The organism is Ferrovibrio sp. (genome assembly GCF_019636075.1).
Taxonomy (GTDB): Bacteria; Pseudomonadota; Alphaproteobacteria; order Ferrovibrionales; family Ferrovibrionaceae; genus Ferrovibrio.
In genome coordinates this window covers 20,078-41,205 of sequence record NZ_JAHBYG010000007.1, presented here as the reverse complement: position 1 = coordinate 41,205, position 21,128 = coordinate 20,078, and the positions used below count along the sequence as shown (strand labels likewise).

The 21,128-nt window shown below is 64.4% G+C and carries 22 protein-coding genes; 2 read left to right on the top strand and 20 right to left on the bottom strand.

The genetic code is table 11. The annotated features are described in order from the left end of the window. Positions 1-12: 12 nt before the first annotated feature. The 7 genes from KF827_RS04970 to pcaC all read right to left on the bottom strand — a co-directional run bounded on the left by KF827_RS04970 (position 13) and on the right by pcaC (position 7,934). The gene (locus tag KF827_RS04970) at positions 13-2,091 is read right to left on the bottom strand and encodes an EAL domain-containing protein (protein ID WP_291001192.1); all 2,079 of its coding nucleotides are present in this window, start codon (positions 2,089-2,091) and stop codon (positions 13-15) included. Positions 2,092-2,121: 30 nt separating this feature from the next. Further along, a complete protein-coding gene (locus KF827_RS04965) occupies positions 2,122-3,663 on the bottom strand; it encodes an ATP-binding protein (RefSeq protein WP_291001188.1) in 1,542 nt (513 codons plus the stop codon). A gap of 120 nt (positions 3,664-3,783) precedes the next feature. Continuing rightward, on the bottom strand, positions 3,784-4,563 hold the full coding sequence (pcaD, locus tag KF827_RS04960) for a 3-oxoadipate enol-lactonase (RefSeq protein ID WP_291001185.1): 780 nt from the start codon (positions 4,561-4,563) through the stop codon (positions 3,784-3,786). Positions 4,564-4,568: 5 nt separating this feature from the next. Then, on the bottom strand, positions 4,569-5,945 hold the full coding sequence (locus KF827_RS04955) for a 3-carboxy-cis,cis-muconate cycloisomerase (protein WP_291001182.1): 1,377 nt from the start codon (positions 5,943-5,945) through the stop codon (positions 4,569-4,571). 147 nt (positions 5,946-6,092) lie between these two features. Then, positions 6,093-6,716 carry a protocatechuate 3,4-dioxygenase subunit alpha gene (gene pcaG, locus KF827_RS04950; RefSeq protein WP_291001179.1) on the bottom strand — a complete coding sequence of 208 codons (624 nt, stop codon included), beginning with the start codon at positions 6,714-6,716 and terminating at the stop codon, positions 6,093-6,095. Between the two features lie 14 nt (positions 6,717-6,730). Continuing rightward, the gene (gene pcaH, locus KF827_RS04945; RefSeq protein WP_291001176.1) at positions 6,731-7,447 is read right to left on the bottom strand and encodes a protocatechuate 3,4-dioxygenase subunit beta; all 717 of its coding nucleotides are present in this window, start codon (positions 7,445-7,447) and stop codon (positions 6,731-6,733) included. 73 nt (positions 7,448-7,520) lie between these two features. Continuing rightward, on the bottom strand, positions 7,521-7,934 hold the full coding sequence (gene pcaC / locus KF827_RS04940; protein WP_291001173.1) for a 4-carboxymuconolactone decarboxylase: 414 nt from the start codon (positions 7,932-7,934) through the stop codon (positions 7,521-7,523). 112 nt (positions 7,935-8,046) lie between these two features. Between pcaC and pcaQ the strand changes: the two genes are divergently transcribed. Then, positions 8,047-9,006: a pca operon transcription factor PcaQ gene (gene pcaQ / locus KF827_RS04935; protein ID WP_291001171.1), complete on the top strand. Its 960-nt coding sequence runs from the start codon at positions 8,047-8,049 to the stop codon at positions 9,004-9,006. A gap of 44 nt (positions 9,007-9,050) precedes the next feature. Here the strand turns inward: pcaQ and KF827_RS04930 are convergent, their stop codons facing one another. From KF827_RS04930 to KF827_RS04900, 7 genes are all read right to left on the bottom strand, one after another. Then, the gene (locus KF827_RS04930; protein ID WP_291001169.1) at positions 9,051-9,374 is read right to left on the bottom strand and encodes a hypothetical protein; all 324 of its coding nucleotides are present in this window, start codon (positions 9,372-9,374) and stop codon (positions 9,051-9,053) included. A 77-nt stretch (positions 9,375-9,451) separates the two neighbouring features. Beyond that, a complete protein-coding gene (locus KF827_RS04925) occupies positions 9,452-11,221 on the bottom strand; it encodes a sulfate permease (protein ID WP_291001167.1) in 1,770 nt (589 codons plus the stop codon). Between the two features lie 3 nt (positions 11,222-11,224). Further along, positions 11,225-12,106: an MBL fold metallo-hydrolase gene (locus tag KF827_RS04920; protein ID WP_291001164.1), complete on the bottom strand. Its 882-nt coding sequence runs from the start codon at positions 12,104-12,106 to the stop codon at positions 11,225-11,227. 18 nt (positions 12,107-12,124) lie between these two features. Beyond that, positions 12,125-12,661 carry a rhodanese family protein gene (locus KF827_RS04915; RefSeq protein WP_291001157.1) on the bottom strand — a complete coding sequence of 179 codons (537 nt, stop codon included), beginning with the start codon at positions 12,659-12,661 and terminating at the stop codon, positions 12,125-12,127. A gap of 18 nt (positions 12,662-12,679) precedes the next feature. After that, complete coding sequence (locus KF827_RS04910) at positions 12,680-12,985, bottom strand: metalloregulator ArsR/SmtB family transcription factor (protein WP_291001154.1); 306 nt, start codon at positions 12,983-12,985, stop codon at positions 12,680-12,682. Positions 12,986-13,077: 92 nt separating this feature from the next. Then, positions 13,078-13,644 (bottom strand): SIS domain-containing protein, encoded by a 567-nt coding sequence (locus KF827_RS04905; protein WP_291001151.1) that lies wholly within the window; start codon positions 13,642-13,644, stop codon positions 13,078-13,080. Next, positions 13,641-14,432, bottom strand: coding sequence for a class I SAM-dependent methyltransferase (locus KF827_RS04900; protein WP_291001142.1), 792 nt, complete (start codon positions 14,430-14,432; stop codon positions 13,641-13,643). Before KF827_RS04900 ends, KF827_RS04905 begins: the two co-directional genes overlap by 4 nt. A gap of 35 nt (positions 14,433-14,467) precedes the next feature. Here KF827_RS04900 and gloB point away from each other — a divergent pair, with 35 nt between their 5' ends. Next, entirely contained in the window at positions 14,468-15,253 is a 786-nt protein-coding gene (gene gloB / locus KF827_RS04895) for a hydroxyacylglutathione hydrolase (RefSeq protein WP_291001139.1), read from the top strand. A 3-nt stretch (positions 15,254-15,256) separates the two neighbouring features. Here gloB and KF827_RS04890 read toward each other — a convergent pair whose 3' ends face one another. From KF827_RS04890 to KF827_RS04865, 6 genes are all read right to left on the bottom strand, one after another. Next, positions 15,257-16,492 (bottom strand): hypothetical protein, encoded by a 1,236-nt coding sequence (locus KF827_RS04890; RefSeq protein ID WP_291001135.1) that lies wholly within the window; start codon positions 16,490-16,492, stop codon positions 15,257-15,259. Between the two features lie 19 nt (positions 16,493-16,511). Next, a complete protein-coding gene (locus KF827_RS04885) occupies positions 16,512-17,405 on the bottom strand; it encodes an OmpA family protein (protein ID WP_291001132.1) in 894 nt (297 codons plus the stop codon). After that, positions 17,398-18,252, bottom strand: coding sequence for a MotA/TolQ/ExbB proton channel family protein (locus tag KF827_RS04880; protein WP_291001128.1), 855 nt, complete (start codon positions 18,250-18,252; stop codon positions 17,398-17,400). Before KF827_RS04880 ends, KF827_RS04885 begins: the two co-directional genes overlap by 8 nt. Positions 18,253-18,375: 123 nt before the next feature. Further along, complete coding sequence (locus tag KF827_RS04875; RefSeq protein WP_291001124.1) at positions 18,376-19,194, bottom strand: alpha/beta hydrolase; 819 nt, start codon at positions 19,192-19,194, stop codon at positions 18,376-18,378. A gap of 10 nt (positions 19,195-19,204) precedes the next feature. Beyond that, positions 19,205-19,696 carry an RNA pyrophosphohydrolase gene (locus KF827_RS04870; protein ID WP_291001119.1) on the bottom strand — a complete coding sequence of 164 codons (492 nt, stop codon included), beginning with the start codon at positions 19,694-19,696 and terminating at the stop codon, positions 19,205-19,207. A gap of 11 nt (positions 19,697-19,707) precedes the next feature. Then, positions 19,708-21,099 carry a divergent polysaccharide deacetylase family protein gene (locus tag KF827_RS04865; protein WP_291001113.1) on the bottom strand — a complete coding sequence of 464 codons (1,392 nt, stop codon included), beginning with the start codon at positions 21,097-21,099 and terminating at the stop codon, positions 19,708-19,710. Positions 21,100-21,128: the final 29 nt, after the last annotated feature.

Here is a 21,128-nt window from a genome sequence, read left to right as displayed (position 1 = left end):
TTAAGATAAAAGCTAAAGCGTATCGCGCAGCATCCTGCCGGCGGCTTCCAGCGTCGCCGGCAGTTTTTCCACCGGTTGCGGACGGCCAAGCAGAAAGCCTTGCGCCATCTCGCAGCCGCGTCGGCGCAGGAAGTTGAGCTGTTCGGCGGTTTCCACGCCTTCCGCCACCGCATCCAGGCCAAGCCCGCGTGCCATCGCCAGCACCGCCTCCACCAGGCGCGCCGCATTGGCATCGCGCGGCGCGGCATTCACGAACGAGCGGTCGATCTTCAGCGCCTTGAATGGATAGCGCCGCAGATAGGCCAGCGATGAATAGCCGGTGCCGAAATCATCCACCACCAGGCGGATGCCGATCTCGTTCAGCCGCCGCAGATTGGCTTCGGCTTCCGAGGCATCGTCCATCAGCACGCTTTCGGTGATTTCCAGTTCCAGCCGTTCGGCCGGCAGGCCATGTTCGGCCAGCAATTCGCCCATCCGGTCGGCAAACCCCGCCACGCGCAATTGCCGCGGCGATACATTCAACGCCACGCGCGGAATCTCCGGCCGGTCGCGCAGCAATTCGCAGGCCTTGCGCGCCGCCCAGTCGCCGATTTCGCGGATCAGCCCGATCTCTTCCGCCACCGGCACGAATTGATCGGGCGGCACGCTGATGCCATCGGCCGTTATCCAGCGCAGCAAGGCTTCCAGGGCAATCGCCTGGCCATTGCGCAAATCCATGATCGGCTGGAAATGCAGATGCAATTCCTGCCGCCGCAGCGCATTGCGCAGCCGCGCCTCCAGCGCCAGCCGCTCCTGCATGCGGATATTGATATCGGCGGTGAAGAACTGATAGCCGTTGCGGCCCAGTTCCTTGGCCTTGTACATCGCCAGATCGGCATTGCGCAGCAGCAATTGCCGTTCCACGCCATCATCGGGAAACAGTGCGATGCCGATGCTGGCGGTAACGAAATGCTCCTGCCCTTCCAGGCCGAAAGGCAAGGCGAAGGCATCCACCACGCGCTGCGCCACGCGTTGCGCGCCCACCGAACCATCCACGCCGGGCAGCAGCAGCACGAATTCATCGCCGGCCAGCCGCGCGATGGTGTCGCTTTCCCGCGCGCAACCGGCCAGGCGGTTGGCGGCCTCCTTCAACAGCGCGTCGCCGGCGGCATGGCCCAGCGTGTCGTTCACATGCTTGAAGCGGTCGAGATCCACGCAAAGCACCGCCGCCTTGCCGCGATTGCGCTGTGCCTGCACGATGGCCTGATCCACCCGGTCCAGCAGCAGCATGCGGTTGGGCAGCCCGGTGAGCGGATCGAAATGCGCCTGCCGCCGCAGATATTCCTCATACGAGCGGCGCACGGTGATATCCTCTTTCACCGCCACGAAATGCGTGACCGCGCCGAGCGCGTTCTTCAGCGGCGACACCGTGATGTATTCCCAGAAAATCTGCCCATCGGCGCGCTGGTTGCAGCATTCGCCGCGCCATTCCACACCGCTGCGCACGGTGGCCCAGAGATCCTGATAGGGATTTTCCTCCTGCTGGTCGAAGCGGATGAAATCCAGCCGCTGGCCCAGCGCCTCGTCGGAGCGATAGCCGCTCACTTCCTCGAATTTCGGATTCACATAGCTGATGATGCCGTTGCGATCGGTGATCATCACGCTGATCGGGCTTTGCTGTACGGCCAGCGAGAGGATGCGCAATTCCTCTTCCGCGCGGCGGCGCTGGCGGCGTTCCTTGGCCTCGCGCAATTCGCGCTCCAATGCCGGGATCAGCCGCGCCAGCGAATCCTTGTTGAGGAAATCATGCGCGCCGCGCTTGAGCAATTGCACGGCTTCCTCGGCGCCCACCACGCCAGACAGGATGATGAAAGGCAAATCCTTGCCGCTTTCATGCAGGATGGCCAGCGCCTGTTCGGCGCCGAAGCCGGGCAGTCGGAAATCCGACAGCACGGCATCCCATTCGGTTTCCTCCAGCGCGGCGCGCAGCGCGGCAGCGGATTCCACGCGGCGGAAGCTGGGCGAATAGCCGCTACGCACCAGCTCCATCACAACCAATTCGGCGTCGTCCTCCGAATCTTCCACAAGCAACAAAGAAATCGGCACTTTCATACCTGAACCCTACACCCCAAGCCACGCAGATCAGGCATTGCGCCCATTTTCCCAGAACGTGAAATGAAACGCCGCGCCCTGGCCCGGCACGGCTTCGGCCCAAACCCGGCCGCCATGGCGCGCGAGAATGCGCTGCACAGTGGCCAGGCCGATGCCGGTGCCCTCGAATTCTTCGCCGCCATGCAGGCGGGTGAACGGGGTGAACAGCAGATCGGCCTGTTCCATGTCGAAACCGGCGCCGTTGTCGCGCACCGTATAGACCATGCGGCCATCCATCGGGCCGGCCGAAAAACTCACCGCCGCCGCCTCGGTGTCGCGGGTATATTTCCAGGCATTCTCGAACAGGTTTTCCAAAAGCGCGGTGAGCAGGCGGCGGTCGCCTTCCACGCTCAGCCCGGTCATCACGCTCACCGCCACGCGGCGCTGTGGGTCTTTTTCCTGCTGCTTCTCGGCGGCCAGGCGGGCCAGGCGCGAGAGATCGACGCTTTCGATGGTGAGCGAGCCGGCGGCAGCGCGCGACAGCCGCAGGAAGCTATCCACCATCTCGGTCATGTCGCGCGCAGCATTGCGGATGCGCGAGAGATAATGCCGGCCGCGTTCATCCAGCGCCGGCCCGCCGTCTTCCTCCAGCGCCTTGCCGAAACCCTCGATGCGGCGCAGCGGCGCGCGCAGATCGTGGGATACCGAATAGCTGAAGGCGGCCAATTCGCGATTGGCGGCTTCCAGTTCGGCGGTGCGTTGCTGCACGCGGGTTTCCAGCGCTTCGTTCAGCCGCGTCACTTCGGCTTCCGCGGCGCGGCGCGCTTCGATATCGCGCTCCAGTTCGGCATGCGCCTCCTGCAAACTCATATAGGCTTGGCGCAGAGTCTCGCACATGGCATTGAAGCTGGAAACCATCCGGTCCAGCTCGTCTGGCGGATTGCGCGGCGGCCGGCGCAATTCCAGCAACGGCTGCGGGAATTCGATCTTGAAGCTATCCACATAGCGCGCGATATCGGCCAGATGCCGCGTTACCAGCCGATGCACGATGAACAGGATGAACAGCGAAACCAGAAACGTCTTCACGCCCTGGGTGGCGAGAATCACCACCGCTTTGTCTGCCAGGCGGCGATACACGCCATCCAGCGTGGCTTCCACCCGCAGATGGCCGATCAGGCGCTGTTGCCCGCGATCGGTATGATGGATCGCCATCTCGCGCAGGATGCGAGACGACGGGCTGGCCTGCGTATCGGGTTCGCCCAGGCTGATCAGATTGCGCTGCCGGCCATCGCCGGAAATTTCATCCAATTGCAGGGCCCGCATATCGGGCAGCCGCAACATGCCTTCAAGCTGCAAGCGCAATTGGGTCTGTTCCAGGCGCCACAGGCCATCGGCGAGGCTGACCAGGCTGGAGCGTTCGATATCGTCCAGACGGGTCTGGATCATCGCCACATCGCTGCGGTAATCGAGATAGAGTTGCAGCCCGGTGGCCAGCAATGTGGCTGCCGAGGAAACCAGCAGGATCAGCGCCAGCAGGCGTATGCCGATGCCTTGGCGAATCTCGCGCAGGCGCGATGGCTCAGCTTCCGCCATGCCTAATGCGCCCCCCGGATCCGCCGCAGATATCGCTGCATTCAGTCGCCCCCGTTCAACCGGCGGGCATTATTCTTCTCCCGGGGCGGAAAAGCCAGCCCCGTGCAATCGCCGCTTTCGTCAGGCGGCGAGGAAATCCAGCAGCAAACTGGTATAGGCGTCGCGGGCCTCTACATTTCCGATATGCGCACACGGCAATTCGGCTGTCTTCGCATCGGCGATACCGGCTGCGATGGCGTGTCCCATGGCCGGCGGGGTGGCCAGATCGTGCTGGCCGATCACCACCAGGCTGGGCGCGGAGATATCCTTCAGCCGCGCGCGCAGATCCATATCCCGCACCGCCGCGCAGGCCGCCGCATAGCCGGCCGGATTCTGCCCGCCCAGCATGGCGCGAAACCGCGCCAGCGTGGCCGGTGCGGCGGCATGGAATTGCGGCGTGAACCAACGCGCCAGCACGCCATCCAGCAAGGGCTGCATGCCCTGGCTTTCGGCCGTTGCGATACGCTGGTTCCAGATTTCCGGCATGCCGATATGGGCCGAGGTAAAGCTGGGCAGGATCCGGCCCACTTTCGCCGGCGCATTGGCGGCCAGCCACAGCGCCGTCATGCCGCCCAGCGAAACGCCGGCCACATGCACGCGTTCGATGCCCAGGCCTTCGATCAGCATCAGCGCATCGCCGCCCAGTTGATCCATCGTGTAGGGCCCGGGCGTTACCAGCGAGCCGCCATGCCCGCGGGTATCGTAGCGCAGCACGCGGAAATGCCCGAGCAGCGCCTCGATCTGCGGTTCCCACATGGTCATGTCGGTGCCCAGCGAATTGCTCAGCAGCAGCACCGGCTTGCCGGCATCGCCTTCCAGGCGATAGTGCAGAGAGCCATCGGGCAGATTGAAACGATCCATGCCGGTTATCCTTTGTCGGCCAGGCTGCGGCGGATGAATGCCTCGCTCATGCCGGTATAGCGCGCCGGATCGAACAGCCTATCCAGCGCGGATTTATCCAGATGCCTGGTGACTGCGGGATTTTCCGCCAGCACTTCGCGCAGACCGCGCCGCTGCGCCACGGCCTGTTTGCTGGCGGCTTCCACGATGCCATGGGCGGCTGCCTTGCCGATGAAACGCGCCAGGCCCAGCGACACCGCTTCGGCCATGATCAGGCCATCGGTGATATCCAGATTGCGCCGCATGCGCCGGGTATCCACCTCCAGGCCTTCGGCGATCTCGCGCATCTGGCCCAGCGCACCGGCGGTCAGCTTGCACAGCATGGGCAGGCTTTGCCATTCCGCCTGCCAGCCGCCCAGGCCGCGTTCATGTTCCAGCGCCATGCCGCCATACAGCCCGGCCAGCAATCCCGGCACCTGCGCATGCGCCGCCAGCACCGCCGCGCAGCCCACCGGATTGCGCTTATGCGGCATGGTGGAAGACCCGCCCTTGCCGGCGCCGGCCGGTTCATACACCTCGCCCAGTTCGGTCTGCATCAGCAGCGAGATATCCCGCGCCATCTTGGCCAGATTGCCGGTGAGCAAGCCGAGCCAGCCGGCGATTTCCACCATGCGGTCGCGCTGGCCATGCCAGGGCTGCGGCGGCAGGCCAAGCTGCAATTCCTTCGCCAGTGCCGCACTGACCTTGAGGCCCGCATCGCCCAGGCTGGCCAGGCTGCCCACCGCGCCGCCGAATTGCAGCACCAGCAGGCGCGGCTTGATCTGGCGCAGCCGCGCGCGGTCGCGCCGGATCGCGCCCAGCCAGCCGCCGAGCTTGAGGCCGAACGGAATCGGCGCGGCCTGCTGCAACCATGTGCGGCCGGCCATCAGGGTTTTTTTATGCCGCCGCGCCAAGCCGGCCAGCGCACGATCCAAGCCGGCCAGATCGACCTCGATCAGCAGCAACGCCTGGCGCAGTTGCAACAGCAGGCCGGTATCGATGATATCCTGGCTGGTGGCGCCCCAATGCACATAGCGCGCGGCCTGGCTGTCGCGCCGGGCCACTTCGGCGGTGAGTGCCTTCACCATCGGTATCGCCAGATTGCCGGCCAGCCGTGCGGCCTGGCCCAGGGCGGCAAGATCGTAGCGCGCGGCATCGCAGGCCCTGGCAATCGGCGCGGCGGCGCGTTTGGGGATGATGCCGCATTTCGCTTCGGCCCGCGCCAGGGCCGCTTCCACATCCAGCATGGCCTGCAAGCCGGCCTCGGGCGTGAACAACGCCTCCATCGCCGCGCTGCCGAACATCGCGGCCAGTGGTGAGGCAGGCAGTGTCAGGGTTGGCAGTGTCAGGGTTGGCGGTGTCATCGCGGCTGCCATCCGCCCAAGCCAAACGCCATGGCCCTAATCATCTCATGCATCGGCCCTATCTCATGCATCGACTGGCCCTTCGCCGGTTGGTTGACGATGCCTACATTCATCCCAACCCGCGGCGCGATCAAGCGCATCCGGATGCTACACATCCAGAAACACCGTTTCGCCATCGCCCTGCAAGCGGATATCGAAACGGTAGACGATGGTGCCATCGCGGGCCTCGCGCGGCGCGATCAGGGTTTGCCGCCGGCTATCCTGTTCGATCAGCCGCAGCAGCGGATCGGCGGCATTGGCGGCGCTTTCATCGGCGAAATACATCCGGGTCTGCAAGCCGATATTGATGCCGCGCGCGGTGATCCAGAAATTCACATGCGGCGCCTGCATGCGGCCATCCAGCATGGGCAATGCGCCGGGCTTGATGGTATCGAAGTGATACAGCGCGGTGCGGAAATCCGTGCCGCCCCTGCCCCAGCCACGGAAATTCGGATCCAGCGGCGCATCCGGGGAAGCCTTATCCTCCGGATGATTGTAGCGGCCGGCGGCATTGGCCTGCCAGATTTCCAGCAACGCATCGCGGATCGGCGCGCCGGTGCCATCGATCACATAGCCCTCGATGCGGATACGCTCGCCCTTGGTTTCGGCACCGGCCAGTTGGTTGCTGAAATTGTTCTGGAAGATATCGAAGCCGGCCTGCGCGGGGATCAACCCGATATGCACATAGGGGCCGGCGGTCTGCGAAGCGGTTTCGTCGAGATAGCTGCTCATGATGTCCTCCCGCCTTACTGACCATTCTCGAAATACGTGCCGCGCCGACCGCGCAACACGATATCGAAGCGATAGGCCAGGCTATCCAGCGGGATCGAGGCATTCAGATCCAGCGGCGCGATCAGCCGCTGGCGTGCGCCGTCATCGGGAATGCCGTTCAGCATCGGGCAATGGCGGATCAGCGGATCGCCTTCGAAATACATCTGGGTGATCAGGCGCTGGCTGAAGCCATGGCCGAAGATCGAGAAATGGATATGCGCCGGGCGCCAATCGTTCAGCCGGTTGCGCCAGGGATAGGGGCCGGGCTTGATGCTGCGGAAGGTGTAGAAGCCATTGGCATCGGTGAGCGCGCGGCCGCAGCCGCCGAAATTCGGATCGATAGCGGCCTTGTAGGTGTCGTTCACATGGCGGTATTTGCCGCTGGCATTGGCCTGCCAGAATTCCACCAGCACGCCGGCCAGCGGCCTGGCATCCTGATCCAGCACCCGGCCATGCACGATCATGCGTTCGCCGATCGGCTCGCCGGTCTTGGCGTAATTGCGCAGCAGATCGTTATCCAGCAGGCCGATCTCGTCGGCGCCGAAAACCGGCCCGGTGATATCCGACAGCGATTGCTCCACCGACAGCAAGGCCAGCCGGGGCGACCGCAGCACGCTGGTCTTGTAGCCCGGCGTATAGGCGGGCGGGTGGATCAGGCGGTCGCGCTGATAATATTGTCCGGTTTTTTCCATGTTACTACCTGCCTCAGGATTCTTCTACGCAGGATGCTCTGCGTCAGGATTGTTCTACGCAGGATGCTCTGCGTCAGGGCTGTTTGATGCCGGCCTGGCTTTCGCCGGCGCGGATTCCGTCATAGGTCTGCTTGATGATCTTGATGGCGTGATTGGCAACCGGCACGCCGGCATACACCGCCACATGCAGCATCGCCTCGCGCAGGTCGTCTTCGGTGGCGCCGGTATTGCGGGTGGCCCGCACATGCATGGCCAATTCCTCGTCCTGGCCCAGGGCGGCCAACAAGGTGATGGTGATGATCGACCGCTGCCGCGCCGGCCAATGCGGCCGCGCCCAGAGCGAGCCCCAGGCGGTTTCGGTGATGAAGGTTTGAAAATCCCGGTCGAAATCGGTTTTGGCCGCTTCGGCACGATCCACATGGGCATCGCCCAGCACCTTGCGGCGCACCGCCATGCCGGATTCGTATTTGCTCGGATTCTCCGCCATGGCTTCCCTGCCGACTGCTATTTCCACCCGGCGCGATCTCACACTTATCCATATGGAATGTAAAATGATATTCTGTGATATATTCATATCGAAATAGATATATATTAACCCGATGCTCGATAGCCGAATCAAGCTGCGCCATCTTTCCTGCTTCCTGGAGGTTTCGGCCCAACGCAGCTTCGGCCAGGCCGCCGGGCGGCTTGGGCTGAGCCAGCCGGCGGTATCCAAGGCGATTGCCGAGCTGGAGGAGATTCTGGGCGGCAGCCTGCTGCAGCGCAGCCGGGCCGGGGTTTTTCTCACACCGGCCGGCGAGGCCTTCCGCCGCTATGCCGAAACCGGCATGGCCGCCTTGCGCGAGGGCTTTGCCAGTATCGGCCAGACGGCCCGGGGCGAAGGCGGCTTTCTGGCCATCGGCGCGCTGCCCACGGTGGCAACCCGGCTGGTGCCGGCGGCCTTGCTGCATGCCAAGCGCCCAGGACAGGGGGGCCAAGAAAATCAGGGCCTGAATGCCACCATCCGCGTGCTGACCGGGCCCAATGATTATCTGCTCGGCCTGCTCAATGGCGGCCAGCTGGATATCGTTGTGGGCCGGCTATCCGAACCCAAGCTGATGCAGGGGCTGAGCTTCGAGCCGCTTTATACCGACGAGATCGTTTTCGTGGTGCGGCCGCAGCATCCGCTGATCCAGGCCCTGGCACGATCCGGCGCGCGCAGCCTCACTTTACACGATATCGCGGCCTACACCGTGTTGTTTCCCATGCCCGGTGCGATCATCCGCCCCGATGTGGAGCGGCTGATGCTGGGCCAGGGCGTGACCGGGTTTGCCGATGTGATCGAAACCGTCTCGCCCAGCTTCGGCCGGCGCTATACGCGGATTTCCGATGCGGTTTGGATCATCTCGCGCGGCGTGGTGGCCGACGACCTGGAACAGGCCATGCTGGCGGCATTGCCGCTGCGCATCGACCGGCCCACCGGTGCGGTTGGCATGACCACCCGGGCCGACCGGCCGGCCTCGCCGGCGCTCAACCGCCTGCGCGACGCCTTGCGCCATATGGCCGAGGATTTGCGCTGAGCGGCCTGGCTGCCGGCCTCGCCGCTCCCTGGACTATTGCTGGACTATTGCTGCTGGTCCGATCCCGCCTCGCCGGGCGCACGCACGCGCTCGCGGTTCATATGGCCTTCCAGGGATTGGATATTCTGCTCGCAATCGACGATCTTGTTATAGATCTGCTGGCGGTCCAGCCGGTTCATCGTGGCGAGGTGGTTGTTCAGGCAGTCGCGCCGATCCATCACGCCGCCATTGCTGCCGGAGCGGTAGTGGATCTGGGCTTCCTGTTGGGCCTTGTAGCTCGACACCGCGGTGGCGCCGATCACGCCGGCTACCGCAATGACGCCCAGCACAACGCCCCCAAGAATGGCGGCCCGCTGTAGATCGGTCATAGCCACGTCGCACCTGCGAAAATCAATCAGCAGTTATGCGCGTGATAGCGGATTTAACGCCGCCCTGGCAAGCGGATTCATGCGGGTTTTATTGCGGTTTGCGGCTGCAGCGCGCGGCTGGCGCAATCGGGGTCCAGATCGCAGATCGCGTCATACTGGCTGAGATACACCTTTCCGCTGAAATGCGCGAAAAAATCCGAACGCCGCAGCCGGTCCATCACCGGGCCCTTCACCTCGGAGAGATGCAGCGTGATGCCGCCATCGCGCAAACGGGCATCGATCGCTTCCAGGCTTTCCAGCGCGCTGGCGTCGATCATGTTCACCGCCGGGCACATCAGCACCACATGGCGCAGCTTGGGCCGCGCGGCCGCTTCGGCCAGAATCCAATCCTCCATCTGCCGGGCATTGGCGAAATACAGGCTTTCATCGATGCGCAGGCTCAGCACATGCGGGCTGGTGGCCACCTCGTGGCGACGGATATTGCGGAAATGCTGGCTGCCCGGCACCTGGCCCACAATCGCCATATGCGGCCGCGCGATGCGCGCCAGCAGCATCAGCAGCGACAGCGCCACGCCGGCCGCGATGCCGGTTTCCACGCCCACGCCCAGCACCAGCAGCATGGTGGCCGCCATGGCCATGAAATCGCCCTTGGAATAGCGCCAGACCCGCTTCAACGCGCCGAGATCCACCAGCGACAGCACCGCCACGATGATGGTGGCAGCCAGCACGGCGCGCGGCAATTCCTGAAACAGCGGGGTGAAAAACAACGTTGCCACGGCGATGCCGATGGCGGTGAAGCCGCCGGCCAGCGGCGTGGCGGCACCGGCATCGAAATTCACCACCGAACGGGCGAACCCGCCGGTGACCGGAAAGCCGCCGGTGAAGGCCGCCGCGATATTGGCGCTGCCCAGGCCCACCAATTCCTGATTGGGCAGGATGCGCTGGCGCTTCTTGGCCGCCAGGGTTTGCGCCACCGAAACCGATTCCACGAACCCCACCAGCGCGATCAGCAAAGCCGCCGGCAGCAATTGCAGCCACAATTGCGGCGCCCAATCCGGCAATGTGAAGGGCGGCAGGCCGGCCGGTATCGCACCCACCAGTTTCACGCCGGCCTGTGCCAGATCGAACGCCTTCACCGCCAGGATGCTGCCGATCACCGCCAGGATCGGGCCGGCCTTGGCCAGCATATCGGCCAGCAACGGCTTACAGCCCAGCCGCAGCAGCAGCGGCTTCATGCGCTTGCGGGCCCAGAACAGAAAGCCCAATGCCAGCCCGCCGATCAGCAGGGTGGGCAGGTTGATCTGCTGCAGACGCGGCAACAGCGCCTGCAACATCTGCGGCAAGGTTTCGCCGCCGGCATCGATGCCCAGCAGATGCTTCAACTGGCTGAAGGCGATCAGGATGCCGGATGCGCTGATGAAGCCCGAGATCACCGGATGGCTGAGAAAATTCGCCAGGAAGCCCAACCGCAACGCCGCCATCACCAGCAGCACCAGGCCAGACAGCAGCGCCAGCGCCAGCGCCGCCTGCACGAAGGCCGCACTGCCCGGTTCGGCCACCGCGCCGGCGGCAGAGGCCGTCATCAGCGACACCACCGCCACCGGCCCCACCGCCAGTGCGCGGCTGCCGCCGAAAATCGTATAGGCCACCAGCGGCGCGATGGACGCATACAATCCGATATGCGGCGGCAGACCGGCAAGCATGGCATAGGCCAGGCTTTGCGGGATCAGCATGATGGTGACGATCACCGCCGCCAGCAGATCGCTGATGGCCTGCGCACGATCATAACGACGGCCCCAATCCAGGATCGGGAACAGGCCGCGCAGGCCGCTCATATCGAAACGCATAGGTTAAAGCGCATCCACCGGAATTTTCAGATAGCGCACGCCATTGGCTTCCGGCGGCGGCATATGGCCCGCACGCATGTTCACCTGCACGCTGGGCAGAATCAGCCGCGGCATGCTGAGCGTGGCATCGCGCGCCTGGCGCATGGCCACGAATTGCGCTTCCGAAATGCCGTCATGCACATGCACATTGCCGGCCTTTTCGGCCGCCACGGTGGTTTCCCAGCGGTATTCGTCGCGCCCCGGCGCCTTGTAATCATGACACATGAACAGCCGGGTTTGCGGCGGCAGCGCGAAGATGCGCTGGATCGACCGATAAAGCTGCGCTGCATCGCCGCCGGGAAAATCGCAGCGCGCGGTGCCGTAATCGGGCATGAACAATGTATCGCCCACGAAGGCGGCATCATTGATCACATAGGTCATGCAGGCCGGCGTATGGCCGGGCGTGTGCAGAACCTGCGCTTTCAGGCCGCCGATGGAAAAGCTTTCGCCATCCTTGAACAGATGATCGAACTGGCTGCCATCGCGGGCGAAGCCGGCTTCCGCATTGAACAGCTTGCCGAAGCCCTGCTGCACCTGCACCACGCTGCCGCCGATGCCGATCCGGCCGCCCAGCTTTTGGCGCAAGTAAGGCGCCGCCGAAAGATGATCGGCATGCACATGGGTTTCCAGGATCCAATCCACGGTGAGGCCGCGCGCCTGCACATCCTTGATCAGCGCATCGGCGGATGCGGTTTTGGTGCGACCGGAAGCCGGATCGTAATCCAGCACCGAATCCACCAATGCGGCGCGCTTGCTGGCCGGATCGACCACCACATACGACACCGTGAAAGTATCGGGATCGAAAAAGCCTTTTACGTCTGGTTGGATAGTCTCTGACGTCTGCATGTTCCTACTCCCCGATTGTTAAATGCCGAGCGCCCGGCGGTTCCACGGCATAACCGCCAACACCCGCGCCATGCCGCAAAAGCCGGTGACGCCGGCAAAGGCCAGCCCCGCGCCGATGAAGCCAGACAGCAGGATGAAACGCGGATCCACGAACCAGGCCAGCACGGCACCGATCAGCGCCAGTCCGCCCGCCGTGATCTGCACCTGACGCTGCAAATCGATCGGTGCCTTGGGATTGAAATGCACCGGCAGGCCGGCGGCCTTCCAGGCATCCAACCCGCCCTGCAAAGCATAGGCTTCCTTGAAACCCTTGGCCAGCAGGCGCGCCGCATGCATGGCGGTGCGATTGCCAGAGCGGCAGGTAAATACCGCCACGCGGTTGCGTTCGGCATCGAAGTCATGACTGTCGATGGCATTCAGCGGCACCAGGCGGGCGCCCTGGATATGCTCGCGGGCATATTCCGATGGCTCGCGGATATCGATCAGCAGCGGCGCATCGCCCTGCTGCAGGCGCGCCTGCAATTCGGCCGGGGTGATTTTGTTGATCTGGCTCATGATGCTGTTCCTGTCTTTTTAAACTTTGCAGAAGGTGTCGTAGAGCACGCGGATCAGTTTTTTCACGCGTGGATCGGCAATGCGGTAATAGATGGTCTGGCCATCGCGCCGGGTTTCCACCAGGCCATCCTTGCGCAGACGGGTGAGATGCTGCGACAGCGCCGATTGGCTCAGGCCCACCGCCTCGGCCAGTTCGCCCACCGAGGATTCCGCCTCCATCAGACGGCACAGCGTCAGCAGCCGCTTTTCGTTGGCCAGGTTGCTGAGGAATTCGCTGGCCGCAGATGCGCTGGCCTGCATGCGGTCAAGATCGACGGCCTTCATCGCCGCGCACTCCATATATTAGATAAATCTAATTTAGTAATTTCTAATATAAATGTCAACAAGGGATATGCGGATTATTGTCGCAGCCGGAATCAGGCGAAAGCGGCTTCGATCTTTTCGCAGATATAGTGATACAGGCAGATATGCACCTGCTGGATCAGCGGGGTGTGGCGCGAGGGCGCGGCCAGCAGGATATCGCTATGGGCGGCCAGCTTGCCGCCGCCTTCGCCGGTGAGCGACAGCACCGTCATGCCCATCGCGCGGGCGGCCTGGGCGGCATTCACCACATTGGCCGAATTGCCCGAGGTGGAGATCCCCCAAAACACCCCGCCGGCCTGGCCATAGGCCTGCACCTGGCGGGCGAATGCCGTGTCGTAGCTGTAATCGTTGGACCAGGCGGTGAGGATGGCGGCGTTATCCGACAGGCAGATGCAGCGCAGCGCCGGGCGCTCCTTGAGGAAGCGACCCACCAGCTCGCCGGCGATATGCATGGCATCGGCGGCCGAACCGCCATTGCCGCAAACCAGCAGCGGCTTGTCGGCCTTCAGCGCCGCAACGATGGCCGCCACCGCTTGCTCCGCGCCCTGCGCCAATGCCGGATTGGCAGCCTGGCGCAAGATATCGGCAGAAAGGGTGAGATAGTCGTTTAATCCGCTCATGGCGCCTTGATCCCATGGCCGGGGCCGGGCTGTAAAGCCTCGGGCAGGCTTTTGGGCAAAAGCCGGCCGGCCACCTGCGGGCGCATCACGAAAGCGCGCTGCCTGGCGCGCTGCGGTTTCAGCGGCGTAACGCCATAGACCTGTTTTTCCGCTTCCAGCAGCAGCACGCCGGAAAACCGCGACCACAGCCATTCGCCGGTGCGTTCCCAGGCCGCGGCGGCGCGCAGCACGAAGCCGCGATCCCAGGGCGGCAGCCATAGCGCCGATTGGGTTTGCAGCGGCGAGAAACCGGAATCCCGCATCAGACTGGTCAATTGCGGCGGCGTATAGGGCCGGCCATAGCCGAACGGCGTGGTTTCGATATGCGCCCACAGGCCGCGCCGGTTGGGCACCACCACCAGGATGCGGCCCTGGGGCGTGAGCACGCGCCACACTTCCTGCAGCAATTGCCGTACCGCATCGGAATTTTCCAGCGCATGCACCAGCAGGATGCGATCCACCGAGGCATCGGGCAGCGGCAGGTCGCCTTCGTCCACCAGCATCACCCGACCGGGTTTGCCACGCGGCCAGCGCGACACGCCCTGCTGGGCCGGCATGGCGGCCAGCACACGCTCGGTCTCGGTTTCGAAAATCCGCAGATAGGGCGTGGCATAGCCCAGGCCCAGCACCCGCAGGCCATGCAGATCGGGCCATATCGCGCGCAACCGCAGCCGCAGCATGCGGCGCACCGCCATGCCGAGGCGGCCGTTGTAGAATTCGCGCAGGTCGATCACATCCGGGCGCAGCATGGCGATAGTCTAGCACATCGGCTAAACTGCCAGCCATGCCCCTGGAAATCGTACAAATCCCCGTCCTGTCCGACAATTACATCTATCTGCTGCACGATCCGGCGGAAAACCGCACGGCCGTGGTGGATCCCGCCGTGCATGAGCCGGTGCTGGCCGAATTGCAGCGCCGCGGCTGGCGGCTCGATCATATTTTCAACACGCATCACCATCCCGACCATGTGGGCGGCAACCGCGCCTTGATGGAAGCCACCGGCTGCGACGTGATCGGCCCGCGCAACGAAGCCGCCAGGATTCCCGGCCTGCGGCGTGCGGTGGGCGATGGCGACAGCGTGGCACTGGGCGGCGCGGTGGCGCAGGTATTCGATGTGCCGGGCCATACCGCCGGGCATATCGCCTATTGGTTTGCCCAGGATGCCGCGCTGTTTTGCGGCGACACGCTGTTTTCGCTGGGCTGCGGCCGGTTGTTCGAGGGCACGGCGGCGCAGATGTGGGCCTCGCTGTCCAAGCTGGCCGCGCTGCCCGGCGAAACCCGCATCTATTGCGCCCATGAATATACCGAAAGCAATGCGCGCTTCGCGCTGAGCCTGGAACCCGGCAATGCCGCCCTGCAACAGCGTTGGCAGGATATCCAGGTCCTGCGCGGCGCCGGCAAACCCACCGTGCCCTCGCGGCTGGATCAGGAGCGCGCCTGCAATCCCTTCCTGCGCCCGATGAGCGCCGAGATCCGCGCCAGCCTTTCGGCTGCCGGAATTGCCGCCGGCGCCGACGACACGGCGGTGTTTGCCGCCGCGCGCAAGGCGAAGGATAGCTTCAAGGGTTAGCGTTCAGGCCGGGCGCGCCGGCAGGCCTTTCAGCGCCGCCACCACGCCTTCCGCCGCTTCATAGCCGAGCAGGCGTTCGATGGCATCGGTATCCTCCAGCAGCGGGGTAAGCCCGCGGCCCTGGAAATTGCGCACCCCGCCCTCGATGCCGGCGATCACCGCCTGCGAATTGTCGCAATGGCAGAAAATCGCCTTGTCGAGAATCGCCGCGCGCTTTTCGGCGGGCAAAGCCTGCAAGGCTTCGACCTGACGCACCGCCAGCGCACCGGCCGCATCCAGTTTCAGAAAACCGGCAGCGGCGATTTCCGCATCGCTCAGCCCGGCCAGCACATCGGGCAGGATGCCATCCAGCGCCAGCCGGATGCCATGCTGCTTGAGGATGCGCAACGCGGCCTGGCTGAGCGTGCTGTTCACCCGCCATTCCAGCAGCGGCACTTCCACCAACAGCTTTTCCACATCGGCCACCGGCTTGTCTTGCAGCAGCTTGCGGAACGTGGCGCCGATCAGCGTGGTGAGATGCAGGTTGATCGACAGCGGCAGAGTCAGCATCGCCGTATCGGACAGGAAATGCGACAGCACGCGCTGATCCAGCAATTCGGTGGCCTTGGCCAGCAGCCAGATATCGTTGCCGAGCGGAATCCCGGTGGCGCGCTCGATGGCGGCAATCGAAATCCAGACTTCCTCGGCCAGGATTTTCGGCGCCGTATCGCGCACCAGCTGCCAGATCGCCTGGCGCCGGGTCTGGTTCGACAGATCGGCCTGCCAGAGAATCCGATGCAGGGTGATCACATCGGTCAGCGCATCGGCGCTGGGCGGCGCCTCGTCGCGCACCGGGATGCTGCGCTCGGAGCCCGGCGCCGGCGCCTGCTCCATCAACCGCCGGGCGGTATCGGTGAAACGCGCCGCCTGCTTGTCGAGATCGAAGCTGCGCAGGCCCAGAGCGCCATGGCGATCTTCCTGCAATTGCTGGTTCAGCTTTTCCAGCTTGGCCAGAATGCGCTGCGCCACCGCATGCGGCGCCATCAGCACCAGGATATTGCGTGCCAGCGGCAATGCGTCGATCGGTTCATCGATGGTGCGTTCCTCGATGAAGCGGGCGAAGCTGCGAAACATGATGCGGTTATGAATTGCCGGAACCGCCGACAGATCCACCAGGATGGCGGTGTTGCCGGCATGCTGCTGGCTCAGCCGCATGGCCAGGCGTTGCAGCGATATGGTTTTGGCGGAATCGGAGGTCATGCCACGGTATCCTTGCGCTTCAGCGCTGATCTTCCACAACCAGCGTCACGCGGCGATTCTGCGCCCGGCTGGCTTCGTCGTTGCCGCGCGCCACGGGGCGCGAATCGCCATAGCCGATGGCACGCAGGCGGTTTGCCGGCAGGCCGGTTTCGGCCAATGCGCGCACCACGGCGGCGGCGCGCCCGGCCGACAATTCCCAGTTCGACGGATAACGCTCGGTCTGGATCGGCACGGTATCGGTATGGCCTTCCACCGATATGGTGCCCGGCATGTCGCGCAGCAGGCTGGCCAGCCGGCGGATCACCGATTGCCCGGCATCCTGGATATCGCTTTGGCCAGAGCCGAACAGCAGCCGGTCGCGGATGGCGATGCTCACGCGGTTTTCCTGCACCTGCAACTGTACCTGCTGGTCCAGCCCGTTCTGACGGATCGCCTGCACCCAATGATCCACCGCCATCTGCGTGCCGGGGCTGATCGTTGCATAGGGCGGCAGGTTCGCCGCCTGTTGCTGTGCCGGCTGCTGCTGGGCGGCCTGTTGCTGCGGAAACGGCGCCGGTATCGCCGCATCGGAAAAATCCTGGCGCGGCATTTGGCCGGTTTCGATCTGCAGCACATTCACCACGGTGGGGCGGGTTTTCTTATCCACCCACAGCATGCCCACCAGGGTGAGGAACACGATCATCAGCAGGGTGACCATGTCCATATAGCTGATCACCCAATCCTCGGCCTCATCGGCGATCCGGGCCGGCCCGGCATAGCCGTTATCCTGCGACACGGCATAGCCGCTATCCTGCGATAGCGCGCGGCGCGACAGGCCGCTATGGCCGCTGCGGTCGCCGGCCTTCTGCGCCGCGCGCCGTTGCAACGCCTGGCGTATCTCGAAGGCGCTGGTTCCCGGCCCGTGTTCAGACATCGGAAATCTCGTCGCGGGTTTCGTTCAGGAAAGCTTCCATCGCATCGCTCACCACGCCGGCCGAGCGGCCCAGCGATACCAGCAGAATGCCTTCCAGCAGAATGTTCAGCATCGCCACGCGGCGCTGGGTGCGCTGTTCGATCTTGATCGCAATGGGCTTGAAGATCAGGTTGGACAACACAACGCCATACAGCGTGGCCAGCATCGCCACCGCCATACCGCTGCCCACCCGCTCGATATCGCCATTGCCCAATTCGCGCAGCATCGCCACCATGCCAGCCAGCGTGCCGAGCAGGCCGAAGCCGGGCGCCAGGGTGGCCAGCGTGCGGAAAAACCGCGCCTGGGCGGATTCGATCTCGGCCATCTTGCGGATGCGCCAGTTCATGATGTGCATCAGGTCGTCCACCGGCGTGCCGTCGATCACCAGTTGCAGGCCCAGTTTGAGAAACGGGCTGGTGATGCGCGCGATGCGCTCTTCCGCCTGATGGATATTCCGGCCGCTCAACTGGCGCGCCACTTCCACCAGTTCGGCGATTTCGGTGCGGATGCCGGCATCGCGGCTGAAAATGGCGCCGAAGGCCCGCAGGGCGGCCATGATCTCGCGCCCCTGGAAGGCAATCAGCGCGCCGACGCAAACGCCGCCGAACACGATGATGAAACCCACCAGGTTGAGATAGTTGAAGATATCGCCTTCATGAATGGCCACGAAGCCGAGCAGCAGCAGCGCCCCCAGCAGGCCCACCACGGTGGTGACATTCACCCCGCCGCTGGCGGTTTTACGGGGTCTGGGCGCATGGCGTTCGGTCGGCCGGCGGACAGCGGCGGTCGTGGTCTGCTCAGGGGCCATGGGAGAAGCGTAGCCTTGGTTTTGCGGGGCCAGGGAGGGGAATCAGGTTTCTCCCCTGTATGTTATAGCAACCAGCGGTAAAACAAGGCCGGGATTCTTACTTTTAGCTAATTCCCGGCCGGCCTATGGCAGCGCCTCCAGCCAATCGGCGCATTCCTGAAACAGCAGCGCCTCGTTGCTTTCGCCGAACAGGAAATGCCCCATGCCGGGCAATTCGCGATACACCGCGCGGCCGGGGTAATGGCGTGCGATGGCGCGGCAGGAGGATGGCGGGGTTACCCGGTCATCCTCGCCCACCAGGATCAGCAGCGGGCATTTCAGGTCGTGGAATTTCACATGCGAAGCGGCCTGCCAATCCAGCCACCACATCAGGGATTCAAACAGCGCGCGGCCGGATTCCGGCACCAGGCGGTTGAGCGCATCGCGCTGCAACGAGGGCGGCAGATGCGCCATGGCATAATCCAGCGCGAGCTGCCGATCCGGCGGCAGCGCCTTGTTCCAGAAGGTGCCGCCCTTCCACATCAGACCCAATCCCTGCATCAATGGGCCGCCGGCCATCTCCTGCCAGCTATGGGGCAGCACACCCCCCAGCACGCCCCACGGCGCCACCGGCGCCAACAGGATCGCCGCGCGGCACAGCTCGCGCGCCGCCAATTGCTGGGCCAGCAGGCCGCCCAGGGAATGGCCGATCAACACCGGCTTGCCATTCAGCTTGGCGATTTCGGCCTTCATCGCGCGGCGATAATCGCGCAGGCCAAGCTCGGCCAAGCGTGGATCGGGTGGCTGCCCATTGGCATCCCTGGCGGCATGATCGGGGCCATGGAATGGCAGGTCGGGCGCATGGGTGCGCCAGCCGCGATGGCTGAGATGGCCGCGCAGGCGTTCGAACACCCAGCCACCCACGAAAGCGCCATGCAGCAGAAGGATGTCGCCCCTGCTCATGGCCGACCGCTCAGCTGGTGCGCACGCGGCCGGCGAATTCGGCCACGATGGCTTGATAGATCGGCCGCTTGAACGGCACGATCAGGTTGGGCAGATCGCCGAAGCGCGCCCAGCGCCAGGCATCGAATTCAGGATGTTCGGTGGCGATGTTGATCGCGCTTTCATCGGCCAGCAGGCGGGCCAGATACCATTTCTGCTTCTGCCCGCGATAGCGGCCCTTCCACACCTTGTCGGCCAGATCGGCGGGCAGGTCATAGCTCAGCCAGTCGCGGCTTTCGGCCAGCATCTCGGTCTGGCCCGGCTTCACGCCGATCTCTTCCTCCAATTCGCGGAAGGCGGCGGCGCGCGGATCTTCGCCCTCGTCGATGCCACCCTGCGGCATCTGCCAGGCTTCGGCGGTCTGGTCGATGCGGCGGGCGACAAACACCATGTCGTCGGCATTCAGCAGGGCCACGCCCACGCCCAAACGATAGGGGCGCTGTTCAAAATCCATGGCGGTCATTCGGATTGCGATCACTCGAGCGGTTGACGATTGACGAGGGCGGAAACCGGCGCCAGCGCGAAGCTTTTGCCGGCCAGCGATTTGCTCCACTGCACCAGACGATCCAGCGTGATCGGATAGGGCGTGGCGAAGCCCACCGCCACGCCGCCGCCGCGCGCCAGGCGCTCCAGTTCGTCGAGGCGGGATTCGATCACCGGGCCGGTGGGCTGCTGGTCGATCCAGCGATTGCCGATGGCATACACACCGCCGTTTTCCTGCACCAGGCGGGCGCCCACGCTGCGCGGCGCGGTGCGCGCATCCACGAACATCAAACCGCGCTGCTTCAACTGCTGGGCCAGAAACCGCATATGCTCGGGCGAGGAGGTGAATTTCGCGCCCATCAGATTGGTGAACCCGACATAACCCGGCGCGCGCGACAGCAGCCAATCCAGCCGCCGCAGATTTTCCTGTTCGGTCAGGCTGGTCAGCAATGTGTTGGGGCCGGGATCGCTCATCGGATAATCGAACGGCTCCATCGGCAATTGCAGCAGCACCTCGTGGCCCAGCATGCGCGCATTCTCGATCTGCGCACGCAGATTGGGGGCATAGGGATTGAAGGCGAAGGTGATGGCCGGCGGCAGCAATTCGGCGGCCTTGGCAGTGAGGCTTTCATTCAGCCCCAGATTGGTGAGCACGATGGCCATGCGCGGGCGGTCGGCGGGCTCGTCATAGGGCCGCGCATAGGCGCGCCAGGGCTGGCGGCCATCGCTGCCGATCTTCGGCATCTGACCGATGGCACTGGATTCCACCAATGCCGGATCCGGCGCCATCAGCAGGCCGCTGGGATAGCGGCCGATGCCCTCAACGGTTTTCTGTGCCTGCTCGGCGCGCTTCTGATCGCCTTCCAGCTTGGCTTCCGGCGGCAGCGCCAGCTTGGATACGCCGATCACCACTTCCGATCCCGGCAGCACGGTGAGCGACTGGCCGGTGACCGCGATATAGCCGCCGCCGCCGATCAGCGCCAGCAACAGCAGCAGCCAGGCCGGCGCCAGCAACCGGCGCCCCAAAGTGGAAAGATTGCCGCGCAGGAAGGGCGGCCACAGCACCAGACCCAGCAGATACAAAACGCCCAGCAGCTTATGCTTGAAGCCCATACGGCGGGGTTCGTAATCCTGGCCGCCGGCATCCTGCCCGGCAAAATCGCCGGCGCGATCCTCGCCAGGCCGGTCTTCACCGACCTGGTCCTCGCCGCCATCAAGGCCAGCAGCCCCGTGATCCGGCCCGTGATCAGCCGCATCATCATGCGGCGCGGTTTTTTTGCGCCGGCGCAGGCGGGCCAACGGACCCAGCAGACGCGCCATCATGCCGGCGCGACCGGCCGGTGCGGCAATCCTGTCTTCGGGATCGGCTTGCAGCGTCGACATGCGGCGCTGCTATCCGCTGATCGGTGGCA